The sequence below is a fragment of the Actinacidiphila sp. DG2A-62 genome (genome assembly GCF_035825295.1).
Taxonomy (GTDB): domain Bacteria; phylum Actinomycetota; class Actinomycetes; order Streptomycetales; family Streptomycetaceae; genus Actinacidiphila.
In genome coordinates this window covers 1463043-1484535 of sequence record NZ_JAYMGI010000002.1, presented here as the reverse complement: position 1 = coordinate 1484535, position 21493 = coordinate 1463043, and the positions used below count along the sequence as shown (strand labels likewise).

The 21493-nt window shown below is 72.9% G+C and carries 17 protein-coding genes; 11 read left to right on the top strand and 6 right to left on the bottom strand.

Annotated features, from left to right (window positions below; translation table 11 throughout):
- Nucleotides 1-202: 202 nt before the first annotated feature.
- Both VSR01_RS06645 and VSR01_RS06640 read left to right on the top strand, forming a co-directional pair.
- Nucleotides 203-1960, top strand: coding sequence for an acyclic terpene utilization AtuA family protein (locus VSR01_RS06645; protein WP_442785653.1), 1758 nt, complete (start codon nt 203-205; stop codon nt 1958-1960).
- Between the two features lie 7 nt (nt 1961-1967).
- A complete protein-coding gene (locus tag VSR01_RS06640; RefSeq protein ID WP_326448345.1) occupies nt 1968-2936 on the top strand; it encodes a pirin family protein in 969 nt (322 codons plus the stop codon).
- Nucleotides 2937-3158: 222 nt separating this feature from the next.
- Here the strand turns inward: VSR01_RS06640 and VSR01_RS06635 are convergent, their stop codons facing one another.
- Nucleotides 3159-3947 carry an SDR family NAD(P)-dependent oxidoreductase gene (locus tag VSR01_RS06635; protein WP_326448344.1) on the bottom strand — a complete coding sequence of 263 codons (789 nt, stop codon included), beginning with the start codon at nt 3945-3947 and terminating at the stop codon, nt 3159-3161.
- A 160-nt stretch (nt 3948-4107) separates the two neighbouring features.
- Here VSR01_RS06635 and VSR01_RS06630 point away from each other — a divergent pair, with 160 nt between their 5' ends.
- Nucleotides 4108-4980, top strand: coding sequence for a helix-turn-helix domain-containing protein (locus VSR01_RS06630; RefSeq protein ID WP_326448343.1), 873 nt, complete (start codon nt 4108-4110; stop codon nt 4978-4980).
- A gap of 131 nt (nt 4981-5111) precedes the next feature.
- Here VSR01_RS06630 and VSR01_RS06625 read toward each other — a convergent pair whose 3' ends face one another.
- Nucleotides 5112-5276 carry a hypothetical protein gene (locus VSR01_RS06625; RefSeq protein ID WP_326448342.1) on the bottom strand — a complete coding sequence of 55 codons (165 nt, stop codon included), beginning with the start codon at nt 5274-5276 and terminating at the stop codon, nt 5112-5114.
- A gap of 173 nt (nt 5277-5449) precedes the next feature.
- Here VSR01_RS06625 and VSR01_RS06620 point away from each other — a divergent pair, with 173 nt between their 5' ends.
- On the top strand, nt 5450-5896 hold the full coding sequence (locus VSR01_RS06620) for a hypothetical protein (protein WP_326448341.1): 447 nt from the start codon (nt 5450-5452) through the stop codon (nt 5894-5896).
- 83 nt (nt 5897-5979) lie between these two features.
- Here the strand turns inward: VSR01_RS06620 and VSR01_RS06615 are convergent, their stop codons facing one another.
- The 3 genes from VSR01_RS06615 to VSR01_RS06605 all read right to left on the bottom strand — a co-directional run bounded on the left by VSR01_RS06615 (nt 5980) and on the right by VSR01_RS06605 (nt 9187).
- Nucleotides 5980-7014: a hypothetical protein gene (locus VSR01_RS06615; RefSeq protein WP_326448340.1), complete on the bottom strand. Its 1035-nt coding sequence runs from the start codon at nt 7012-7014 to the stop codon at nt 5980-5982.
- Nucleotides 7015-7364: 350 nt separating this feature from the next.
- Nucleotides 7365-8123 (bottom strand): SDR family NAD(P)-dependent oxidoreductase, encoded by a 759-nt coding sequence (locus VSR01_RS06610; RefSeq protein ID WP_326448339.1) that lies wholly within the window; start codon nt 8121-8123, stop codon nt 7365-7367.
- Nucleotides 8124-8572: 449 nt separating this feature from the next.
- Nucleotides 8573-9187, bottom strand: a complete 615-nt coding sequence (locus tag VSR01_RS06605) for a hypothetical protein (protein ID WP_326448338.1) — start codon at nt 9185-9187, stop codon at nt 8573-8575.
- A gap of 329 nt (nt 9188-9516) precedes the next feature.
- Between VSR01_RS06605 and VSR01_RS06600 the strand changes: the two genes are divergently transcribed.
- Nucleotides 9517-11256 carry an RICIN domain-containing protein gene (locus VSR01_RS06600; RefSeq protein WP_326448337.1) on the top strand — a complete coding sequence of 580 codons (1740 nt, stop codon included), beginning with the start codon at nt 9517-9519 and terminating at the stop codon, nt 11254-11256.
- A gap of 206 nt (nt 11257-11462) precedes the next feature.
- Here the strand turns inward: VSR01_RS06600 and VSR01_RS06595 are convergent, their stop codons facing one another.
- Nucleotides 11463-12485, bottom strand: a complete 1023-nt coding sequence (locus tag VSR01_RS06595) for a LacI family DNA-binding transcriptional regulator (protein WP_326448336.1) — start codon at nt 12483-12485, stop codon at nt 11463-11465.
- A gap of 274 nt (nt 12486-12759) precedes the next feature.
- Here VSR01_RS06595 and VSR01_RS06590 point away from each other — a divergent pair, with 274 nt between their 5' ends.
- From VSR01_RS06590 to VSR01_RS06565, 6 genes are all read left to right on the top strand, one after another.
- On the top strand, nt 12760-14649 hold the full coding sequence (locus VSR01_RS06590; protein WP_326453520.1) for a glycoside hydrolase family 127 protein: 1890 nt from the start codon (nt 12760-12762) through the stop codon (nt 14647-14649).
- Between the two features lie 127 nt (nt 14650-14776).
- Complete coding sequence (locus VSR01_RS06585; protein WP_326448335.1) at nt 14777-16021, top strand: sugar ABC transporter substrate-binding protein; 1245 nt, start codon at nt 14777-14779, stop codon at nt 16019-16021.
- A 215-nt stretch (nt 16022-16236) separates the two neighbouring features.
- Entirely contained in the window at nt 16237-17211 is a 975-nt protein-coding gene (locus VSR01_RS06580; RefSeq protein ID WP_326448334.1) for a carbohydrate ABC transporter permease, read from the top strand.
- Between the two features lie 86 nt (nt 17212-17297).
- A complete protein-coding gene (locus VSR01_RS06575) occupies nt 17298-18059 on the top strand; it encodes a carbohydrate ABC transporter permease (protein WP_326453519.1) in 762 nt (253 codons plus the stop codon).
- A 286-nt stretch (nt 18060-18345) separates the two neighbouring features.
- Complete coding sequence (locus VSR01_RS06570; RefSeq protein ID WP_326448333.1) at nt 18346-20280, top strand: cellulose binding domain-containing protein; 1935 nt, start codon at nt 18346-18348, stop codon at nt 20278-20280.
- Between the two features lie 275 nt (nt 20281-20555).
- On the top strand, nt 20556-21479 hold the full coding sequence (locus VSR01_RS06565; protein ID WP_326448332.1) for a GNAT family N-acetyltransferase: 924 nt from the start codon (nt 20556-20558) through the stop codon (nt 21477-21479).
- The last annotated feature ends 14 nt before the right edge of the window (nt 21480-21493 follow it).

Sequence of the window (21493 nt, the reverse complement as noted above, 5' to 3'; positions counted from 1 at the left end):
GGAGAGTACGGTGACTGGTGCGACGCCCGGAAACCCCGTCGAGTCGCCCGGCCCGGGCGCGGGGGAGACCCCCGGTCCGGCCGCGCCCGCCCATCGGGCGTCCCGCCGGGGCGCGTCGGGCCAGGGCGCGTCGGACCAGGGCGTGCTGCGGATCGCCAACTGCTCCGGCTACTACGGCGATCGTCTCTCCGCCGCCCGCGAGATGGTCGAGGGCGGCCCGATCGACGTGCTCACCGGTGACTACCTGGCCGAACTGACCATGCTGCTGCTGTGGAAGGCGCGGCAGCGCGACCCCGACGGCGGCTACGCGGTCTCCTTCCTCGCCCAACTGCGGGACGTGCTCGGCACCTGCCTGGAGCGCGGCGTGAAGATCGTGGTCAACGCCGGCGGCCTCAACCCCGCCGGCCTGGCCGCGAAGGTCCGCGAACTCGCCGCGCTCGGCGGCCTGAAGCCCTCCGTCGCCCATGTCGAGGGCGACGACCTGCTGCCCCGGCTCGCCGAACTCCAGGCGCGCGGCCACGAGTTCGCCCACCTGGCCACCGGCCGCCCGCTCGCCGGCTCCGGCGTCGACCCCGTCACCGCGAACGCCTACCTGGGCGGCTGGGGCATCGCCGCCGCGCTGCGCTCCGGCGCGGACGTGGTGATCTGCGGCCGGGTCGCCGACGCCTCGCTCGTCGTCGGCCCCGCGGCCTGGGCGTTCGACTGGGCGACGGACGACTGGGACGCGCTGGCCGGCGCGGTCACCGCCGGCCACATCATCGAGTGCGGCACCCAGGCCACCGGCGGCAACTACTCCTTCTTCACCGAGATCGCCGACCCCGTCCACCCCGGCTTCCCGATCGCCGAGCTGCACCCCGACGGCTCCAGCGTGATCACCAAGCACCCCGGCACCGGGGGAGCGGTCACCGTCGGCACCGTCACGGCCCAACTGCTGTACGAGACCGGCCGTCCCGCGTACCCGAACGCCGATGTGGTGGCCCGCCTGGACACCGTGCGGCTCACCCAGCAGGGTCCCGACCGGGTCGCCGTCGGCCCGGTCGCCGGCGAGCCCGCGCCCGCCCACCTCAAGGTCTGCCTCAACCACCTCGGCGGCCACCGCAACGCGGCCACCTTCGTCCTGACCGGCCTCGACCTGGACGCCAAGGCCGACTACGCCGAGGCCGCGCTGCGCGACGCGACCGGCGGACCGGCCGCGTTCGCCACGTACGACCTGCGGCGCGAGCACGGCCGCGAGGCCGACCGGCTCACCGTCACCGTCAAGGACCCGGACCCCGCGAAGGCCGGGCGCGGCTTCTTCTCCGCCGTCGCCTCCATCGCGCTGGCCGCCTACCCTGGGCTCTACCTGGAGCACGCCTCGCCGAAGGCCACCGAGTACGGCGTGTACTGGCCGGCGCTGGTGGACGCGTCGGAGGTGACCGAGTACGCGGTGCTCGCGGACGGGAGCAGGATCGCGGCGCCGCGCCCGCCGTCGCAGGCCGCCCGCAGCGCGCCGCCCGCCGCACTCGCCGACGCCGTGCCGCCCGCGCCGGTACGGCCGCCCGGCGCCGAGGCCGACCCGCCGCGGCCGGCCCGCACCGAACCGAACGGCCAGGCCGGCAGGACCGTGCGCCTGCCGCTCGGCACGCTGATCGGCGCCCGGTCGGGCGACAAGGGCGGCGACGCGAACGTCGGCCTGTGGGCCCGCGACGACCTCGCGTACGCGTGGCTGCGCGGCTGGCTGGACGTGCCCCGGCTGCGCGCCCTGCTGCCGGAGACCGCGCGGCTGCCGGTCAGCCGGTACGAGCTGCCCGGCCTGCGGGCGGTGAACTTCGTCGTGCACGGCCTGCTCGGCGACGGCGTGGCGGCCTCCACCGCGGCCGATCCGCAGGCCAAGGCGCTCGGTGAGCGGCTGCGCGGCTGCCTGGCCGACATTCCCGAGAAGCTGGTGGACCTCTCGTCCGCGGCCCTCGGCGGTGCATGATCGGGGCATGAGCAATCTCGACGTGAAACCGGCGGCCACCGAGTGCGGCGGGCGCGAGGACGTGTCCGCCGCGCCGGTCCGCGAACTGCTCACCGCGCGGACCGTGCCGCTCGGCGAGAGCACCGTCGTCCGCCGCCTGCTGCCCAACCTCGGGCGGCGCATGGTCGGCGCGTGGTGCTTCGTCGACCACTACGGGCCGGACGACATCGCGCAGGAGCCCGGCATGCAGGTGCCGCCGCACCCGCACATCGGCCTGCAGACGGTGAGCTGGCTGCACGAGGGCGAGGTGCTGCACCGCGACAGCCTCGGCAGCAAGCAGACCGTGCGGCCGCGCGAGCTCGGCCTGATGACGTCGGGGCGCGGCATCTCGCACTCCGAGGAGTCGCCGCGCGACCACGCCCGCTACCTGCACGGCGCGCAGCTGTGGGTGGCGCTGCCGGACGTGCGCCGGGACATCGCGCCGGCCTTCGAGCACCACGCGGAGCTGCCGCAGGTCACCGGAGGCAACGGCGTGCACGCCACGGTGATCCTCGGCGAGCTGGACGGCGCGAGGTCGCCCGGCACGGTCCACACCCCGCTGGTCGGCGCGGATCTCACCCTCGCGGCGGGCGCCTCGGCCCGGCTCCCCGTCGAGCGCGACTTCGAGTACGCCGTGCTCACCATGTCCGGAGAGACCGAGGTCGACGGCGTCCGCCTGGCCCCCGGCTCGATGCTCTACCTCGGCGCCGGCCGCACCACGCTCCCACTCGCGGCCGACCACGAGAGCTCCCTGATGCTCCTGGGCGGAGAGCCCTTCGAGGAGAAGATCCTCATGTGGTGGAACTTCGTCGGTCGCACGGAGAGCGACATCGTCACCGCACGCGAGGAGTGGATCAACGGCACCCGCTTCGGCGAGGTCCACGGCTACGCATCCCCCCGCCTCGACGCCCCACCCCTCCCGCCCACCCCCCTGAAACCCCGGGGACGCGAACGCTGACCTTTCGATGGCCGGGTCGGCGGGCGGTCGGGTACGCCGGCGAACCGCCGGCGAGGGCCGCTGTCGAGCCCGAGCCGAAATGCCGGGTGAACGCGGGGCGGTTCCCCGGCGGGCGCCCTCGCGGCGACCGGTGTGGGTGACGGACGACGGTGTCGACGAGCCGGTTAATCACCATGGCGTACGCGCACGGGCCGGCGCCGCGGGGTCCGGTCACAGCGCTCGCTACAGCCGCATGCCACCTGACGCCTCGACGCGCTCACCGTTGATCCAGCGCATGTCGTCGGACAGCAGCGCGGCGACCACCGAGCCGATCTCCCCGGGCTCGGCCGGGCGGCCGAGCGCGGTGATGTCCCCGACCCGCTTGCGGTAGTTCGGGTCGTCCCGGATGACGCCGCCGCTGAAGTCGGTCGCTGTCGCCCCCGGCGCCAGGGTGTTGACCCGGATGCCGCGTGTGCCCAACTCGGCGGCGAGATACCGGGTGAGCGGCTCGATCGCCCCCTTGCTCACCGCATACGCGGCCTTGCCGGGGAACACGAAGCGCACGAGTCCCGAGGACAGGTTCAGAATCCGCCCGTGGTCCCGCAGCAGCGGAACGAGTTTCTGGGTGACGAAGAAAACCCCGCGCACATTGACCGCGTAGAGCCGGTCGAGATCCGCCGCGGTCGTGTCCGTGAAAGAAGCGGTGTGCCAGATCCCGGCGTTGTTGACGAGATAGTCGAATCGGTCCGCGCCCATGTCGGAGAGTTCGACGCGCAGATTGTCGACGAAGGAGTCCAGCACGTCGACGTCGGCCACGTCCAACCCCAGGGCGGTGACGCGACGTCCGTGCTCGCGTCCTTCGGCGGCCACCTCGTCCGCGGCCTCGGCGTTCGTACAGTAGGTGAAGACGACATCGACACCCCGAGCGGCCAGTTCGAGCACCGCCGACCGGCCGATGCCCCGGCTGCCGCCCGTCACGACCGCGACGCGCCGCACGTCGCTCCGACCCCCCGTCGTCTCGTTCGCCGTCATTTTCCGCCTCCGTCACTCGCGGGGAAATGGATTCACGAAGCAATCCGTTCGGAACGCTAACGGCGCCGTGGCGGAGCGGTGAAGATCCTCTGACTCCCTGGGAGTGTCAGTACCAGTCAGGGCCCGTCAGGGCCGGTCCGATCGGGGTTATCGTCGAACGATGAGCGAGAGCAATCTGCTGGGCGAATATCTCAGGGCGCGACGCGAACGGATACGCCCCGGCGACGTGGGTCTGCCCTTCCAGGGGGATCGGCGGGTGCCAGGGCTCCGCCGCGAGGAGGTCGCCCAACTGGCCGGCATCAGCACCGAGTACTACCTGCGGCTCGAACAGGGCCGCAACCGCAATCCGTCGCCGGCCGTGCTGGAATCCCTGGCCCGCGCACTGGTGCTCGACCAGACCGCGACCGAGCACCTCATGCGGCTCGCGGCCCCGCGCCCGCCTTCGGCGCGCCGCCGCTCCCCCCGCCAGGCGGTGCCCGCGAGCATCCGGCTCCTGGTCGAGACGCTGCACCTGCCGGTGTTCGTGGAGGACCGCCACTTCGACGTCCTCGCCGCCAACCGGCTCGCGGTGGCGCTCTCGCCGAACTTCCAGACCGGTCGGAACCGTCTGCTCGCGGCGTTCCTGGACCCGGAGGAGCGCGCGCTGTTCCCGGACTGGGACGCGGTGGCCGCGGAGATGGTCGCGGCGTTCCGCGCGAGCGTGGCCGACGCCGCGGACGACGCCAGGACCGTGGAACTGGTCGGCGAACTGTCGTTGCGCAGCCGGCGGTTCCGCGAGCTGTGGGCGCGTCACGACGTCCAGCCGCGGACCGGCACGCCGCCCTCCCGGCTGGCACATCCGCAGATGGGAGAGCTGACCCTGATGCGGGAGAAGCTGGTGATCAGCGGGCCGACCGGTCTGCTGCTGGTCGTCTGGCACCCGCATCCCGACAGCGGCAGCGCCGAGAAGCTCGCACTGCTCGGGTCGACGACGGCGGCCGTCGCTTCCCCGCGCACCCGTGCGTCGAACGACTCGGGCGCCGGTGTCGTGTGATCCGGTGCGCGTCGGTGCGCGTGCAGGGGGAGAGGGGGAGAGGGGGAGCCCGCCGGGTGCGCGGCCGGTCAGGGGCCGGGCAGCTCGAAGCCCAGTGCGGACAGGGCCTGCTCGAACTGCCCGGAGCCGGGTCACCGCAGGGGCGAGGCCGGAGTGGGGACCACGCGGGTGACGACGGTCTTCTCGGAGATCAGCAGGCCGTGGACGACCGGCCCGATCTCGTTCTCCCAGCGGTCGTGCTGGTAGACGGCCTCGTACAGCTTCCTGCTCTGGTCCTCGTCCTCGAACCGGCGCATCCACACGTAGCCGTTCTCGCCTCGACGGGTCGCGATCCGGCCGGGTTCGGGGCCGGCGCGCTGGTGCCGGTCCCGAGGGGCAGCGCTCGGGCGAGTGCGGCGCGGGTGTCGTCCTCCAGGGTGAGCGGATTGTTGCCGAGACGTCTGGCGGTCTGGAAGCAGGCCAGTGCGATGTGGCCGGCGAGGACCGCGGTCGCTTCGTCGGCTCCGCGTCGGACGAGCAGTTCGCTCAGCTTCTCCCCGAGTTGCCGCATCTTCGCGGCGTCGCGGTCGCGCAGTTCCGGGTGCTGCTCGATCAACGCGTAGTGGCTGGTGTAGCCCGCGGGATCGGCGGTCGCCCGGGAACACAGGGCGAGCAGGACCGGGCCCAGCTGCTCGACGGCCTCGGTGACACTGCGCGGAGGCGGGGCGTCGTCCGCCTGGTCCGTCTCGCCGGCCGCGGCGACCAGGCCGAGCAACTCCTGCTCCCTGGCGAAGACGACCTCCTGCTTGTCGCGGAAGTGGCGAAAGAACGTGGTGCGTCCGACCTCGGCGCGTTCGTCGACGCCGTCCGCCGCCTCGCCCCCGACGTCCCGGTCGACGTCATCGACCCCGGCACACCACTGACCATCACCCCGTGACCCGGCCCGGCCCGATCCGACCCGGCCGCGGCACGGCCCGACCCCGGCCCGGCCCAGCCCGCAGTACGCCCCCGCCCCCGTCCCTACCGTGCGAGAGCCGCGACCGCCAGCGGAACCAGGACGCCGCCGACCGACAGGAGCGTCGCCGCCACCGTCTGCCCGTCGATCACGCTCGACGGACTCTGCGACACCTTCTCGTACAGGTCGACATCCTTTGCTTCATCCTCGGTCAGCACCCGCCCGCCCGGCAGGTGGCGCGGGAGCCGGTGCGAGAGCACGTGGAGCACGGCTGTGCGCTTGGCCATCACCGCCTGCGACAGCCGCCACTGGGGGTAGAACCCGAACAGGACGATGGCCACGATGATCAGGCCGGCCACCACCCACTTCGTCGCGAGGTAGACGCCCTCGTGGCCCACGTAGGGAGCGAGCCAGACCCACGGAGCGAACGCCACCGCGGCCCCGCCGACCACGGCCAGAGTGATGGAGCGGTGCCAACGCGACAGCGCCTCGATGCCCGGCGTCCGGGCGGGCGCCGACCACACGAGCCGCAGGTTCCCCGGCTTGGTGACGATCCGGGCCAGCCGGGCGGCGCGCACCAGCCAGAACAGGCTGTTCGCGCCGGCCGCGCCGGTCATGACGACCGTCAGGTACGAAGCGACGTCGATGGACATGTGGTCCGTCACCTGGTGGGCCGTGGAGAGCGCCCAGACGGTCGCGCAGGAGAACGCCGCCCCCACGAGCATCCACCGCTGCTGCCGCCAGGGCCTCATGCCACGCTCGATCCAGCAGTGCACCTCCCAGGCGCCGTGCGGGGTGAGCATGCGGTCGACGCTGGGCAGCGCGCGGTGGAAAGCCCTGCAGCCGACCCATTGGCCGAGGACCGTGATCAGGTCGGTGCCCACGTAGTAGCCGAGCCAGAAGAAATAGGCTCCCCTGCCTTGCGCGGTGGGATGCCAGAACGTCTGGTGGAGGCCGGCGACGACCAGCGGGGACAAGATGGCGGCCACGAAGAGCGCGCTGTCCCTGGGACTCCACGTGTTACCGGTGCTGTCGGCCCGGATGCCGAACCACCGCAGCACGGTGACGCGTGCCAGGTCGTACTGGTATCGGTCGTTCAACGGCGGTAATTGCGGAAGCGACACGGTACCTCCCGGGACGCGCACCCCTGGGGAACGACGATGCGGCTTCCCGAGCGCGCCGGAAGGCGGCGTTGCCGAATCGCGACCAGCCGGCTGCCGTGACGTTACGACCCCGGACGAGCGCGCCGGGCGGTGACGACGCGGGTGTGCGCCACGTCAGAGCGGTACAGCTCCTGTTCGTGCTCGGCGCGCCCTGAGTTGCTCGAAGACCGCCGGTACCGCCGGGGACCAGGACTCGCCGGTCGGAAAGGTCTCCGCGTCACGGGCGCCGCGTCACAGGCTCCAGGTCACAGGCTCCAGGTCACTGGCGCCGCGTCACGGGTTCCGCGTCACAGGCTCTGTCCGCCCGACGCTTCGATGCGCTGCGCGGTGATCCACGACGCCGCTTCGGCGGTGATGGCCCGCACCGCGTTGCCGATGTCCTGGGGCTCGCCGACACGGCCCGACGCGTGGTTGGCCGTGATCATGGCCCGGTACGCGTCGTCGTCGCGAATGACACCACCGGCGAAATCGGTCGCGGTCGCGCCCGGCGCGAGAGCGTTCACCGTGATCGCACGTGCCCCCAGGGCCTTCGCGGCGTACCGGGTGTAGACCTCGACGGCGCCCTTCATGGCGGCGTAGACGGAGTACGCGGGGTTGGCGGCGTAGCGGGTCAGGCCACTGGAGGTGAACAGAATCCGGCCTCCGTCGCGGACCATGGGAGCCAGGAGTTCGGTCAGCAGGACCGGTCCCCGCACGTGCACGGAGTACAGGGCGTCGATCGCGTCGACGGTGGTTTCGCCGAACGGTGTCAGCAGGTCGAATCCGGCGTTGTTGACGAGGATGTCGAAGCGGTCCGTCGCCCAACGGCCGGTCAGCTCCGCGCGCAGTCGCTCGGCGAAGTCCGGGAAGGCCCCCGGCTGGGTGAGGTCCAGGTGCAGGGCGGCCACGGTGCGGCCGCGAGCGGCGAGCTGGCCGACGACGTCCTCCGCCTCCTCGCGGTTGGACCGGTAAGTGAGGACGACATCGGTGCCGTCGTCGGCGAGGGCCTCCGCGGCGGCGCGGCCGATCCCTCGGTTGCCGCCGGTCACCAGCGCGATACGGGTCATGGTCGGATCTCCTTCACACCATCGGTGACGAGCACCGGTCGAGCCGCGCCGACCGGCGCGCACGCCGACGACCTCCGGGTGCCGTCCGGTCGCGCGAGCAGAGCGCCGTCCGGTCGACTCCCCGGCTTTCCCGCGGTCCAGTCTGTACGCGCGGCGTCGTGTTGTCCTGGTCCTGGCAGTACCAGGAGCAGGACGCGGCGGCCGGCCGTCGCGACTCCGGAGCAGGGCTCCTGCCGCGTACGGACCCGCGGCTCGTCCGGGCGAAGCAGTGGTTCGCAGGGGCCCGTGTCCGATGCGGTGTACTCCGGGAGGCGTTGCGGGACGACCTCGGCCCGCCTCGGCGCTGACGTCGCCGGCAGCTTGGGGGCTCCGGACCGCGCTGAGCCCTGGGGGCGGGGGCCGGGGCGTTCGGCGCGGGTCCCGCCGTGCCCTGTCGCCGGTGTGGGGGGTCAGCCGTGCTGGTCGGGGGTGCTGTGGCTGGAGAAGTTCCCGGTCCAGGCGGCTTTCGCGCCGGAGTCGCCGATCCGGTACACCTGCACGAGCGAGCTCGCGGCGACGACCGCGCACAGAGCGACGGCGGCGATGCGTAGGGGGCCGCCCGGCAGGCTCCGCGGCCCTGTGCCGGAAGCCGCGGTGCCGGAGACTCCATTGCCGGAGGCGTCCGTGCCGGAGGTTTCGGTCCCGGAAGCGTCCGCGCCGGAGGCGTCCGCGCCGCTCGCGGACCGCGCGCCGCGGGTGGTGCGGCGCTGCCATTCCCACAGGGCGAGGGCCAGGACGAACAGGCCCACCGCCCACGGCAGCAGGCCGTCGCCGAGTTCGGCGTGGTGGCGGATCTGGGGTGTGGAGGCGGTGTGCCGCTCCAGCCATTCGCCGGCATGGGTGGTCAGCGGCACGCTGATCAGTGTCAGCAGGGCCAGCAGAGGCAGGGCGATGCCCAGCCGCCGCAGCCAGCCGGGCCAGATCGCGCTGCCCACCAGCAGCAGCGCGGTCAGGGGCACGAACACGACCACGACGTGCACCAGCAGCACGTGGGCGGGCAGGCCGTTGATCTGCGTCGGTCCCATCGAACGCCTCCTTGTCGGGCGCGCGAGTGCGCCAAGGCGCGTCAATCTACTACAAGCGTGTAGTCGGATGAATCGCCACTCCGGCCCGCTCGCCGCCAGGAGGACCCGTGGCGCGCCGACCGAGCCGGGCGTTCGGCGAAGCCTTGCGCGCTCCCTTGACCGGTCAGCGGAACACTCCTACGTTGTGCGCTGAGCAAACCATTGCTCTTTTGCGTAGCGATCGGTCCGCACCGGTCGGCACGGAGCCGTTGGACGGGCGGCTCGGTGCCCTGCGAGTCCCGTGGCGGTCGCCGCGCGCCCCCCACATCTTTCGGAAGGGTGTTCCCCCCATGCGTGGATTCGCGCATCACCGCCCCGGCCGCCGAGCCGCCGGCGCCCTCGGCCTCGGAGCCGCGGTCCTGGCCCTGGCGTCCACCGCCGTCGCCGGCCCGCCCGCCCAGGCCGCCGCCTCCCCGTCCACGACCCTGGTGGTCAGCGCCGACCAGGTGCTGCGCCCGGTCACCCACGTCGCCACCGGCAGCCTCTACGGCCTGGCCAACGCCTCCACCCCGGCCGACAACCTGGTGCAGGCGATCAAGCCGAACACCTTCGTGCAGAAGCCCCAGGGCGGGCGCCAGCAGGGCACCGGCGACATCCTCACGGTCGCGCCGAAGGCCGCCCGGGCCGGCGCCAAGGTCGTCAACCGGCTCTCGGACTACTACGCCGGCTGGCCCTACCAGTTCAGCTGGAACAACTGGCTGAGCGTCGTCGACGACCAGATCGCCCAGACCAAGGCGTCCGGGATCACCAACCTGGCCGCGTACGCGCCCTGGAACGAGTCGGACAACACCTGGCAGTCCTCCAACGGCACCTTCGAGGACTTCTGGACCCGCACCTACCGCGAGATCCGCTCGAAGGACTCCACCACGCCGATCCAGGGCCCGAGCTTCTCGGACAACATCGGCGACATGGACAACTTCCTCCGGAACGCGGTCGCCACCAACACCGTGCCCGACATCATCGCCTGGCACGAGCTGATCCGCTCCTCCAAGATCGCCGGCGACGTCGCCACCGTCACCGCGCTGGAGAACAAGTACGGCATCAGCCCCCGTCCGATCGCCATCGAGGAGTACGCCGCCCCCGCCGAGGTCGGCGTGCCCGGCGCGCTGGTCGGCTACATCGCCAAGTTCGAACGCCTCGGCGTCCACGACGCCGAACTCGCCTTCTGGAACCAGTCCGGCGCCCTCGGCGACCTGCTGACCGGACAGGGCGGCAGCCCCAACGGCGCCTACTGGCTCTACAAGTGGTACGCCGACATGAGCGGCTCCATGCTCGTCACCACCCCGCCCGCCCAGACCGGCATCGACGGCGCCGCCTCCCGCAACAGCGCCGGCAACGAGGTCGACGTCGTCTTCGGCGGCGGCTCCGGCGACTGCGCCGTCACCGTCAACGGCCTGAACGCCCTGTCCGCCCTGAGCTCCCGCGTCCACGTGAAGGTCGAGTACACCCCCTCCCCGGGCCGCACCACCGCCGTCTCGGGCCCCACCACGCTCACCGAGTCCGACTACACGGTGACCAACGGCTCCGTCACCGTCCCCGTCTCGGCGAACAGCACCTACGGCTACCACCTCGTCATCACCCCCGCGACCGGCGGAGGGAGCACGCTGGACGGCACGTACCAGATCACCAACAAGAACAGCGGCCTGGCACTCGACACCAAGAACGGCGGCACGGCCCAGGGCACCATGGTCGACCAGGCCACGGTCAACGGTTCCGGCACCCAGAAGTGGGCGCTGGTGTCCGCGGGTTCGGGCCTGTACAAGATCCGGAACCAGGCCAGCGGGCTCGTGCTCGGCATCACCGGCATGAGCACGGCCGACGGCGGGACCGCGTTGGTCTGGGGTGACAGCGGCACCGCCGACCACCTGTGGCGGGTGACCTCCGACGGCGCCGGCTTCTACAAGATCGCCAACAGCAACAGCGGGCTGCTGCTGGGCGTGCAGAACATGAGCACGGCCAGCGGCGCCCAGGTCCTCCAGTGGGAGGACAACGGCACGGCGGACCACCTGTGGAGGCTCGACCCGCGCTGAACCGGGCGGCTCGACCCGCGCTGAACCGGGCGCCGCCCGGCCGGTGGGCCGCGCCGGCCGCCGCCCTCCCCGCGGGGCGGCGGCCGGCACCCGGGCCGGCCGGGCTTCCGGTTCGTGTCACCGGCTCCGCTCACCGGCCCGGGCCGCGGGCTCCGGTCACCGGCTCCGGTCATCGGCCGCCCGGCGGGCCCGCCCGCCGGCCGCGGTCAGGCCGATTCGCGGACCACGAGCCGGCACGGCACCGTCTCGACGCCGCTGCCCGGATGCCCGTCGATGGCGTCCAGCAGCCGCAGCGCGGCGATCCGCCCGATGTCGGGGAGGTTCATGTCGACGGTGGTCAGCGGCGGACGGGAGGCGAGGGCCATGGTGTCCCAGTTGTCGTACCCCACGACGGCGATGTCGTCCGGGACGCGGCGGCCGGCCTCGCGCAGGGTGTCCGTGACGCCCCGGGCGATCTGGTCGTTGCCGCAGAAGAAGGCGTCGGTGTCCGGAGCCGTGCGCAGGACGGAGGCGGCGGCGCGGCGGCCCCACGCCTCGCTCCAGTCCCCGAAGTGCATCCGGCCGCCGGACGGTTCGAGCGACGCCCGGTCGAGCAGCTCCTGCGTCAGCCGCGCCCGGTGCCGCGCAGCGGCGTGGTGCGCCGGGCCGGTGACGTGCGCGATACGGCGGCGGCCGGAGTCGATGAGGTACTCCACCGCCAGGCGGGCGCCGCCCTCGTCGTCGGAGGCCACCGACATGTCGGCGGGATCGGTCGAGGGCGTCAGGGCGTAGACGGTCGGCACGCCGCGCAGCCCCGGGAGCGGGTCACGGGGATCGGTGCGGCGGCCGGTGACGATGATTCCGTCCACCCGCCGGGCCAACAGCGTCTCCACGTAGTGGCGTTCGCGGATGGCGTCGCCGCGGGTGTCGCACAGCAGGACGGAGATCTTGCCGGCGCCCAGGGCGTCCTCGGCGCCGAGCAGCACGGGGGTGCTGAAGCGGCCGATGCCGTCCGTGGTGACCAGCCCGACCGTCCAGGTGCGTCCGGCGAGCAGGCTGCGGGCGGCCTCGTTGGGCTGGAAGTCCAGCCGCCGTGCCGCGTCCAGCACGCGCTGGCGCGTCTCGGGGCGCATGCGGCCGCTGCCGCTGAGCGCCTTGGAGGCGGTGCCCACGCTGACGCCGGCCAGGTCCGCCACGTCGGCCAGGGTCACGCGCCCCCGCGGTGCGGGGCGCCGATCGGTTTCAGTCACGGACAATCCTTTGCTCATGTGCCGGGTACGGATCATAGTGCCAGCAAACCGGCCGTATCCCCAAGGCGACGAGCTGACGGAAGCGGGGCGTGCAGACGTCTTGACGGGACCCTGATACCACTCCTAGTTTTCCGGCAAGAAAACGGTTGCTCAGAGTTTTTCGGCGCCGGCGCGCCGTCGGCCGCACTTCTCCAGGGAGTTCCATGTCCCGTACCAACCCGTCACCCGCCGGCCGGCCGGCCCGGTCCGGCCGACGGCCGGGGCGCGTACCGCGCTGCGCCCGGCCGGCTCGGCGGACATCCGCTCCGGCTTCTGGCACGAGCGCCGGCAGGTCAACGCCGGCGTCGCCATCCCGCAGGGGCCGGGGCTGCTGGAGTCGGCCGGCAACCTGCACGACCTGCGGCTGGCCGCGGGCAGCGCGGCGGGGGAGTTCCGGGGCGACTACCCGTTCATGGACTCCGACGTCTACAAGTGGCTGGAGGCGGCTTCCTGGCAACTGGCCGGCGCGGCGAACCCCGATCTCGCCGCGGACGTCGACCGGATCACCGCCCTGGTCGCGGCGGCGCAGGAGCCGGACGGCTACCTCAACACCTGGTTCCAGGCCGGGAAGGGCGCGGGTCGCTACCAGGACCTGCGCTGGGGCCACGAGCTGTACTGCGCCGGCCACCTGATCCAGGCCGGCGTCGCCCACCACCGCGCCACCGGCGACAAGGCGCTGCTGGAGGTGGCGACGCGCTTCGCCGACCAGATCGACACGGCCTTCGGACCGGGCCGGCCCATCGACGGCGTGGACGGCCACCCGGAGGTCGAGACCGCGCTGGTGGAGCTCTACCGCGAGACCGGCGAGCGCCGCTACCTGGACCTGGCGGCCTACTTCGTCGACCGGCGCGGCCACGGCGTGCTGGGCGGCGAGGCGTACTGCCAGGACCGGGTGCCGCTGCGGGAGCAGGAGAACGTCGAGGGCCACGCGGTGCGGCAGCTCTACCTGCTGGCGGCGGCGGCCGACCTGGCGGCGGAGAACGCCGACGCCCAACTGGCCGCCGCGTGCGAACGGCTGTGGTCGGCCATGGTGGCCACCAAGACCCACCTGACCGGCGGGCTCGGCGCCCACCACGACGAGGAGGACTTCGGCGACCCGTACGAGCTGCCCAACGAGCGCGCCTACTGCGAGACCTGCGCCGCGGTGGCCTCCGTCCAGTTCGGCTGGCGGATGGCCCTGCTGACCGGCCGGGCCCGCTACGGCGACCTCATCGAGCGCACGCTGTTCAACGGCTTCCTGGCCGGCATGTCCCTCGACGGCGAGCGGTGGCTGTACGTCAACCCGCTCCAGGTCCGCGACGGCCACACCGACGCCGGCGGCGACCAGTCCGCGCGGCGCACCCGCTGGTTCCGCTGCGCCTGCTGCCCGCCCAACGTCATGCGGCTGCTGGCCAGCCTGGAGCACTACGTGGCCTCCACCGACGACGGCGGACTGCAGCTCCACCAGTACGCCGGGGGCCGCTACGCGGGCGCCGTCGCCGGGACGACCACCGCTGTGAGCGTTAACACCGACTATCCCCGGACCGGCCGCATCCGGATCACCGTCGAGGAGGGACCGGCCGGCCGCCCCTGGACGCTCTCCCTGCGCATCCCGCAGTGGTCCGCCGATCCCCGGGTCGCGGTGGCGGGGGAGGACCCGGCGCCCGCGCCGGCCGCGGACGGATGGCTGCGGCTGGAGCGGTCCTGGGCGCCCGGCGACGAGGTCGTGCTGGACCTGCGCGTGGCACCGCGGCTCACACGGGCCGATCCCCGCGTCGACGCCGTCCGCGGCTGCGCCGCCATCGAGCGGGGCCCCCTGGTCTACTGCCTGGAAGGCGTGGACCACCCCGGGGGCGGCCTGGACGACGTCGTGCTCGACACCCGTGCCCCCCTCGCCGAGGAGCACCGCCCCGACCTCCTCGGCGGCGTCACCACCGTGACCGCCGCCGGACACCGCCGCGCCCTGCCCGAGCAGGGCTGGTGGCCGTACCGCGACGCCACCCGCCCGGCGCCCGCGGACGGCGCCGAACGGCCGGACGAGCCCGACGAGTCCCACGGCACGCCGCTGCGGCTCACCGCCGTCCCCTACTACGCCTGGGCCAACAGGAGCGACGGCCCGATGCGGGTCTGGATACCGACCCGCTAGCCGGCCGGGCCTGCGCGCGACCCCCCTCCGACTCCGTCTCCGTCCCGCCCCTGTCCCTCCCTCGGCCTGCCGGCGCCCGCCGCCGACCGCTCCCCCCACCCCCGCCACGCACCGAGCAAGGATCGCCATGAGACCAACACGCAGTGCCCTCGCGTTCGTCGCCACCTGCGCCGCGCTGGCGGCACTCGCCGCCTGCGGCGGATCCGGCGGCGGTTCCTCGTCATCCGCCGCCTCGGGGACGTACACCTTCTGGGACCCCTACCCGCAGTTCGACGGCTCCTCCGGGTGGGGCAGGCTCGTCGCCTCCTGCGGCGCCAAGGCCGGCGTGACCGTCAAGCGCACCGCGTACGACACCACCGACCTCGGCAACAAGGCGCTGCTCGCGGCCCAGCAGGGCGACGCGCCGGACGTCATGCTGGTGGACAACCCGGTGGTCTCCACGCTGGTGCAGGCCGGGATCCTGAACAAGATGAGCGAGGTCGGCGTGCCGACGTCCTCGATCCAGCCGAACATCATCGGCGCCGGCACCGTCGACGGGGCGGCCTACGGTGTGCCGATCGGCGCCAACACGCTGGCCCTCTACTACAACAAGACCGTCCTGGACGCCGCCGGTGTCGACCCGTCCTCGGTGAAGGACTGGCCGTCGCTGACCGCGGCGCTGACGAAGGTCAAGGCCGCGGGCAAAAAGGGCATCACCTTCTCCGCGATCGGCACGGAGGAGGGCAGCTTCCAGTTCCTGCCGTGGTTCTGGGGCGCCCAGGGCGACCTCGACCACCTGGACGGGGCGGGCGGCGTGGCCGCGCTGTCGCTGTGGAAGGACTGGGTGTCCCAGGGGCTGGCCCCGAACGACGTGCTGACCAACACCCAGACCACCAGCTGGCAGGAGTTCGCCACCGGCGACTTCGCGTTCGGCGAGAACGGCACCTGGCAGCTGGGCAACGCCAAGAAGGCCGGCTTCCCCTACGGCGTCGTCTCCATCCCGGGCAGGACCGGCGGCGTGGCCCCGGCGCCCACCGGCGGGGAGTTCGTCACCGTGCCCGTGCAGAAGGACGGCGCCCGCTACGCCGTGTCGGCCAAGATCGTCGCCTGCCTGACCAGCGACGCCAACCTGATGGCCACCGACACCACGCTGTCCTACATCGCGCCCACCACCGCCGTCCAGAGCCGGCAGACGGCGAAGGACCCGGGGCTGGCGCCGTGGAAGGCGGCCGTCGGCGCCGCCCGCGGCCGCACCAGCGGCGGCCTGGGCACCACGTACCCCGTCATCTCCGAACAGTTGTGGGGCGCCGTCCAGAGCGCCCTGTCCGGCGGCAAGAGTCCGCAGGCCGCCCTCCAGGACGCGCAGAAGGCCGTCGAGAACCACCAGGGCTAGAAGCCGAGAACCACCAGGGCTGGAGCACGTCGCCCGCCGGACGGGCCGACCGGGTCCGCGGCGGCGCGGCGGTCCGCTTCCCCCGCTCCGCCGTGCCGCCGACCGTCCCGGCGGCACGGCGGGCCCACCCGCCGGGGCCCGCCTCACCCGCGGCTCCCGGCACGGTCCGCACGACCGGCACCGGAACACGGCAGCACCGTGATTGAGGAGCACGTATGAGCACCGCCCAGGCCGGTGGCCTGCAACGGTCCCCGGACACGTCCGGGGCGCCCGCCCGCCCGCTGTCGCCGCCCCCGCCCCCGCCGCCCCGCCGCCGCTCCTCGCAACTGGCGGCCTGGGGCTTCCTGGCGCCGGTCGTGGCCTACCTCGCGGCCTTCTACCTCTACCCCCTGTACCGGAACGTCGACCTGTCCGTACGGCACTACACCGTGCGCTCGTTCGTGCAGGGCGGCGCGGAGTTCACCGGCTGGGACAACGTCCACCAGGTCCTGCGGGACCCGGCGTTCGGCACCGCGCTGCGCAACACCATGGTGTTCACGCTGGTGTCGATCGTCTTCCAGTACGGGCTCGGGCTCGCGCTCGCGGTGTTCTTCGACCGAGGCTTCCGGCTCGCCGCCACCTTGCGGGCGCTGTTCCTCGTCCCGTGGCTGCTGCCGCTGATCGTGTCGGCGTCCACGTGGTCGTGGATGCTCAACAGCGAGTCCGGCGTGGTGAACTACCTCCTCGGGCTGGCCGGTGCGGGCCCGGTGGACTGGCTGACGTCGCCGTCGTGGGCGCTCACCTCGGTGATCATCGCGAACATCTGGATCGGCGTCCCGTTCAACCTGGTCATCCTCCACAGCGGGCTGCAGAACATCCCGGCCGAGCTGTACGAGGCGGCCGCCCTCGACGGGGCGGGCCGCTGGCAGCAGTTCCGGCGCATCACCTTCCCGCTGCTGCGGCCGGTCTCCGCGATCACCCTGCTGCTCGGCTTCATCTACACGCTCAAGGTCTTCGACCTGATCTGGATCATGACCAGGGGCGGTCCGGGCGACTCCTCCTCGACGCTGGCCACCTGGTCCTACCGGCTCGGCTTCGGCTCGCTGCTCCCGCGGTTCGGCCCCGGCGCGGCGGTCGGGAACATCCTCATCCTCATCGCCTTGGCCTTCGGCCTGGTCTACATCCGCGTCCAGAGGAGGCAGGTCCCGTGACCGCCGTGTCCCCGTCTGCCGCGCGCCCCACCGGCCGCCGCACCGCCCGCGTGCGGACCGCGGTCGGCATCGTGCTGACGGCGCTGATGCTCTTCCCCGTGTACTGGATGGTCAACGTCTCGCTCACCCCGCAGCAGGACATGCGCAAGGACCCGCCGGACCTGCTGCCGCTGCACCCCACCGTCAGCGGCTACCGCGCCGTGCTGCGGGACCAGCTGCCCTACCTGTGGGTGAGCCTGCTGGTCGGGCTGGGGACCGTCGCGCTCACGCTGCTGCTGTCCGCGCCCGCCGGCTACGCGCTGGCCAAGCTGCGCCCGCGCGGCGCGGGCGCGGTCGGGGTGCTGCTGCTGATCGCCCAGATGATCCCGGGGATCGTCATGGCGATGGGCTTCTACGGCGTCTTCCTCGACCTGGGCATCATGAACACCTGGTGGGGGCTGGTGGTCGCGGACTCCACGATCGCCGTCCCCTTCGGCGTGATGATCTTCGCCGCCTTCATGTCCGGCATCCCCGACGAGCTGATCGCCGCCGCCAGGATCGACGGCGCCGGCGCGCTGCGCACCTTCGTCTCGGTGGTGCTGCCGGTCAGCAGGAACGCCGTCATCACGGTGTCGCTCTTCGGCTTCCTGTGGGCGTGGTCGGACTTCGTCTTCGCCAGCACGCTCGACGGCGGCGGCAGCATGCGCCCCATCACGCTCGGCATCTACAAGTACATCGGCAACAACAACCAGGAGTGGAACGCGATCATGGCCACCGCCGTCGTCGCGTCCGTGCCCGCGGCGGTCCTCCTCGTCCTCGCCCAGCGCTACGTCGCGGCGGGCGTCACCGCGGGAGCGGTCAAGGACTGAGCCGGGGCGACCGGGCCCGTGAGCGTCGCACCGCAGGGCTTGACGCCGACGCCGAGAGGAGCGAACGTCGTATGCGAGCCGAATGTTAGCGCTCACTTGTCCGCGGCACGCGAGACGCGCGTCCTCGCCGCCGCGGGTGTCCGCCGCGGCGCCCCCGCGCGGGCACCCACACCCTCACCCCCCCGCCCGCGCCCACCCTCGGGCGGCGGCGGGTCCCCCCACGGTGACAGCGTCCTCCGGCTGTCCCACCGGCCACCGGCCGCAGACACAGAGCCTGGAGACAGCCATGACATCACGACGGGACGAACCGACCACCGAAGGCCCGCGGTCGCCGAGCCGGCGGGCCGTGCTGGCGACGATGGGCGCGCTGCCGCTGCTCGCGGTCGCCGTGCCCTCCTCCCGGGCGACGGCCGCAACGGCTGCCGCCGTGTCCGTCGACCCGTCCGCGCGGCGGCAGACGATCCGCGGCTTCGGCGGCATGAACCACCCCGCGTGGGCGGGGGACCTGACGGCCGCCCAGCGCGACACGGCGTTCGGCAACGGCACGGGCCAGCTGGGCTTCTCCGTCCTCCGGATCCACATCGACGAGAACCAGGCGAACTGGGGCGCGGAAGTCGCCACCGCCCAGCGGGCGGCGGCCCTCGGGGCGATCGTCTTCGCGTCGCCGTGGAATCCCCCGGCGAGCATGGTGGAGACGTTCACCCACGGCAGCCAGACCGACGCCAAGCGGCTGCGGCACGACTCGTACGGCGCCTACGCCCAGCACCTGAACGCCTTCTACCAGTTCATGAAGAGCAACGGGGTGGACCTGTACGCCGTGTCGGTCCAGAACGAGCCCGACTACGCCCAGGACTGGACGTGGTGGACGTCGAGCGAGATCGTCACCTTCCTGCGGAACAACGCCGGCTCGATCGGGACGCGGGTCATCGCGCCGGAGTCCTTCCAGTACGTCAAGAGCATGTCCGACCCGATCCTCAACGACGCGACGGCCCTGGCCAACCTGGACATCCTCGGCGCCCACCTCTACGGCACGCCGTTCGCGAACTTCCCCTACCCCCTCTTCCAGCAGAAGGGGCAGGGCAAGGAACTGTGGATGACCGAGGTCTACTACCCCAATAGCACGGACTCCGCCGACCTGTGGCCCGCGGCGCTCGGCGTGGGGGAGCACATGCACCACGCGATGGTGGACGCCGAGTTCCAGGCGTACGTGTGGTGGTACATCCGGCGCAGCTACGGCCCCATGCGCGAGGACGGGCAGATCAGCAAGCGCGGAGCGGTCATGGCGCACTTCTCGAAGTTCGTCCGCCCGGGGTACGTCCGCGTCGACGCCGCTGCCAATCCCCAGAGCAACGTCTACACCTCTGCCTACGCCGGCGGCTCCAACGTGGTCATCGTGGCCGTCAACAAGGGAACCGGCGCGGTGAGCCAGCAGTTCACCCTGGCGAACACCACCGCGTCCAGCGTGTCCTCCTGGGTGACGGACGGTTCCCGGACCCTCGCGGCGCTGAGCGGGCCCACCCTGGCGAACGGCACCCTCACCGCCACGCTCCCGGCGTCGAGCATCACGACGTTCGTCGTCACGGTGGGCTCCTCCTCCGGCGCCGACACCCAGGCGCCCAGCGCGCCCGGGACCCCCACCGCCACCGGGATTACGGCCACCTCGGTCACGCTGAGCTGGACCGCCTCCACCGACAACACCGGCGTCGCCGGCTACGACGTCGTCCGGGTGAGCGGCGGCACCGAGAGCGCCGCGGCGTCCGCCACGACCAATCAGGCCACCGTCACCGGCTTGACCGCCGGCACCGCCTACACCTTCGCGGTGTACGCGCGCGACGCGGCGGGCAACCGCTCGTCCCGCAGCTCCACCGTCACCGTCACCACGTCCACCGGCTCCTCCGCGGGCGGCTGCGGCGTCGGCTACCAGGTCACGGGCAGCTGGACCGGCGGCTTCCAGGGCGAGATCACCATCCGCAACACCGGCAGCGCCGCGCTCACCGGCTGGACCCTCGCCTTCACCTTCACCGCCGGCCAGACCATCACCCAGATGTGGGGCGGCACGCCCGCCCAGAGCGGCGGCGCGGTGACGGTGACCCCGGTGGACTACACCACCTCCATCCCCGCGGGCGGCTCCGTCACGGTCGGCTTCCTCGCCGACCAGGGCGGCACCAACCCCGCGCCGACCTCCTTCACCCTCAACGGCGGCACCTGCACGAGCGTCTGACGGCCGGCCGCATCCCGTCGCGTGTCCCGCCGCTTCCTGCCGCCTCGCCGACGGCTCTTCGACGCCCGGGGCCGCGGCCGAGCGAACGGGTCCGCCGTTCGCCCGGCCGCGCCCCGCGGTTGCGCGGCTCCGCCGTCACCGAGGCGGACGGCGGCGCCGTGGCGCTCGACCTGCTGGACCGGTTCGCGGCCTCACTCGGCACGAAGCACTCGGCACGAAGCAGCGGCACCGACCGGGCTGGAGTTCCTGGTTGATCACGTGGATAGTCTGATCGGATGACGGAATACGTTCTCGACGACAGCCCCGGCCGCACACGGTGGCAGGTGGACTTCGAGCAGCGGCGGCGCGCCTCCTACACCGCGGTCGGGCTCGGTACGGCCGCGGCGGATCGCATGCTGGAGCACCTGCGGGAGACCGCCGCCGAGTGGACCGTCGCCCGGATCGTGGACGCCGGTGCGGTGGTCGGACACGTCGCCGTCGCCGTGTCCGACGACGACGGCACGCTTGCGGGCCGCATCGGCGACCTCCACGTCGACGCCGAGCACGCGGGCCGAGGATTCGAAGAGGCCGCGCGGGAGTGGGCCGAGCAGTGGTGCGCGGACCGCGGTGCACATCGGGTGGACGTGGCCCTCACCGAGCCCGGCGGCGAACTCTTCGCCGGCTACGGCCTGCGCGCCCAGACGAGGGCGCGGCTCGCCGACCCGCCGCCGCAGGCGCCCGGAGGCGTCACCGCCCGGCGGATGACCGAGGCCGACTTCACGGCCTGGCTGTCCGCCGAGCGGGCGTCGTACGTCGCGGGGATCGTCAGGGCAGGAGCCCTGAGCCGGGAGGACGCGGTACGCAAGTCCGACCGCGACTTCGCGCGGCTCCTCCCCGACGGCCTGGCGACGCCCGACACCACGCTCCTGGTGCTCGAAGCCGCGAGCGGTGAGCCGATCGGCACCGGCTGGCTGAGGCACGGGCACCTGCCCGGGGTCACGTACGGCTACTCGCTGCACGTCCACGAGCAGCACCGCGGCAAGGGCTACGGGCGGGCGGCGATGGCGGTCGGCGAGCGCGCCACGCTCGCCGCCGGCGACACGACGCTGATGTTCACCGTGTGGGGCGGCAACGACGTGGCGATGAGCCTGTACACCAGCGCCGGCTACGGCGTGGTGGAGGAGAACCGCTCCCTCGACCTGCCACGCACCGCGGTCTGAGCGCGGACCGCCGC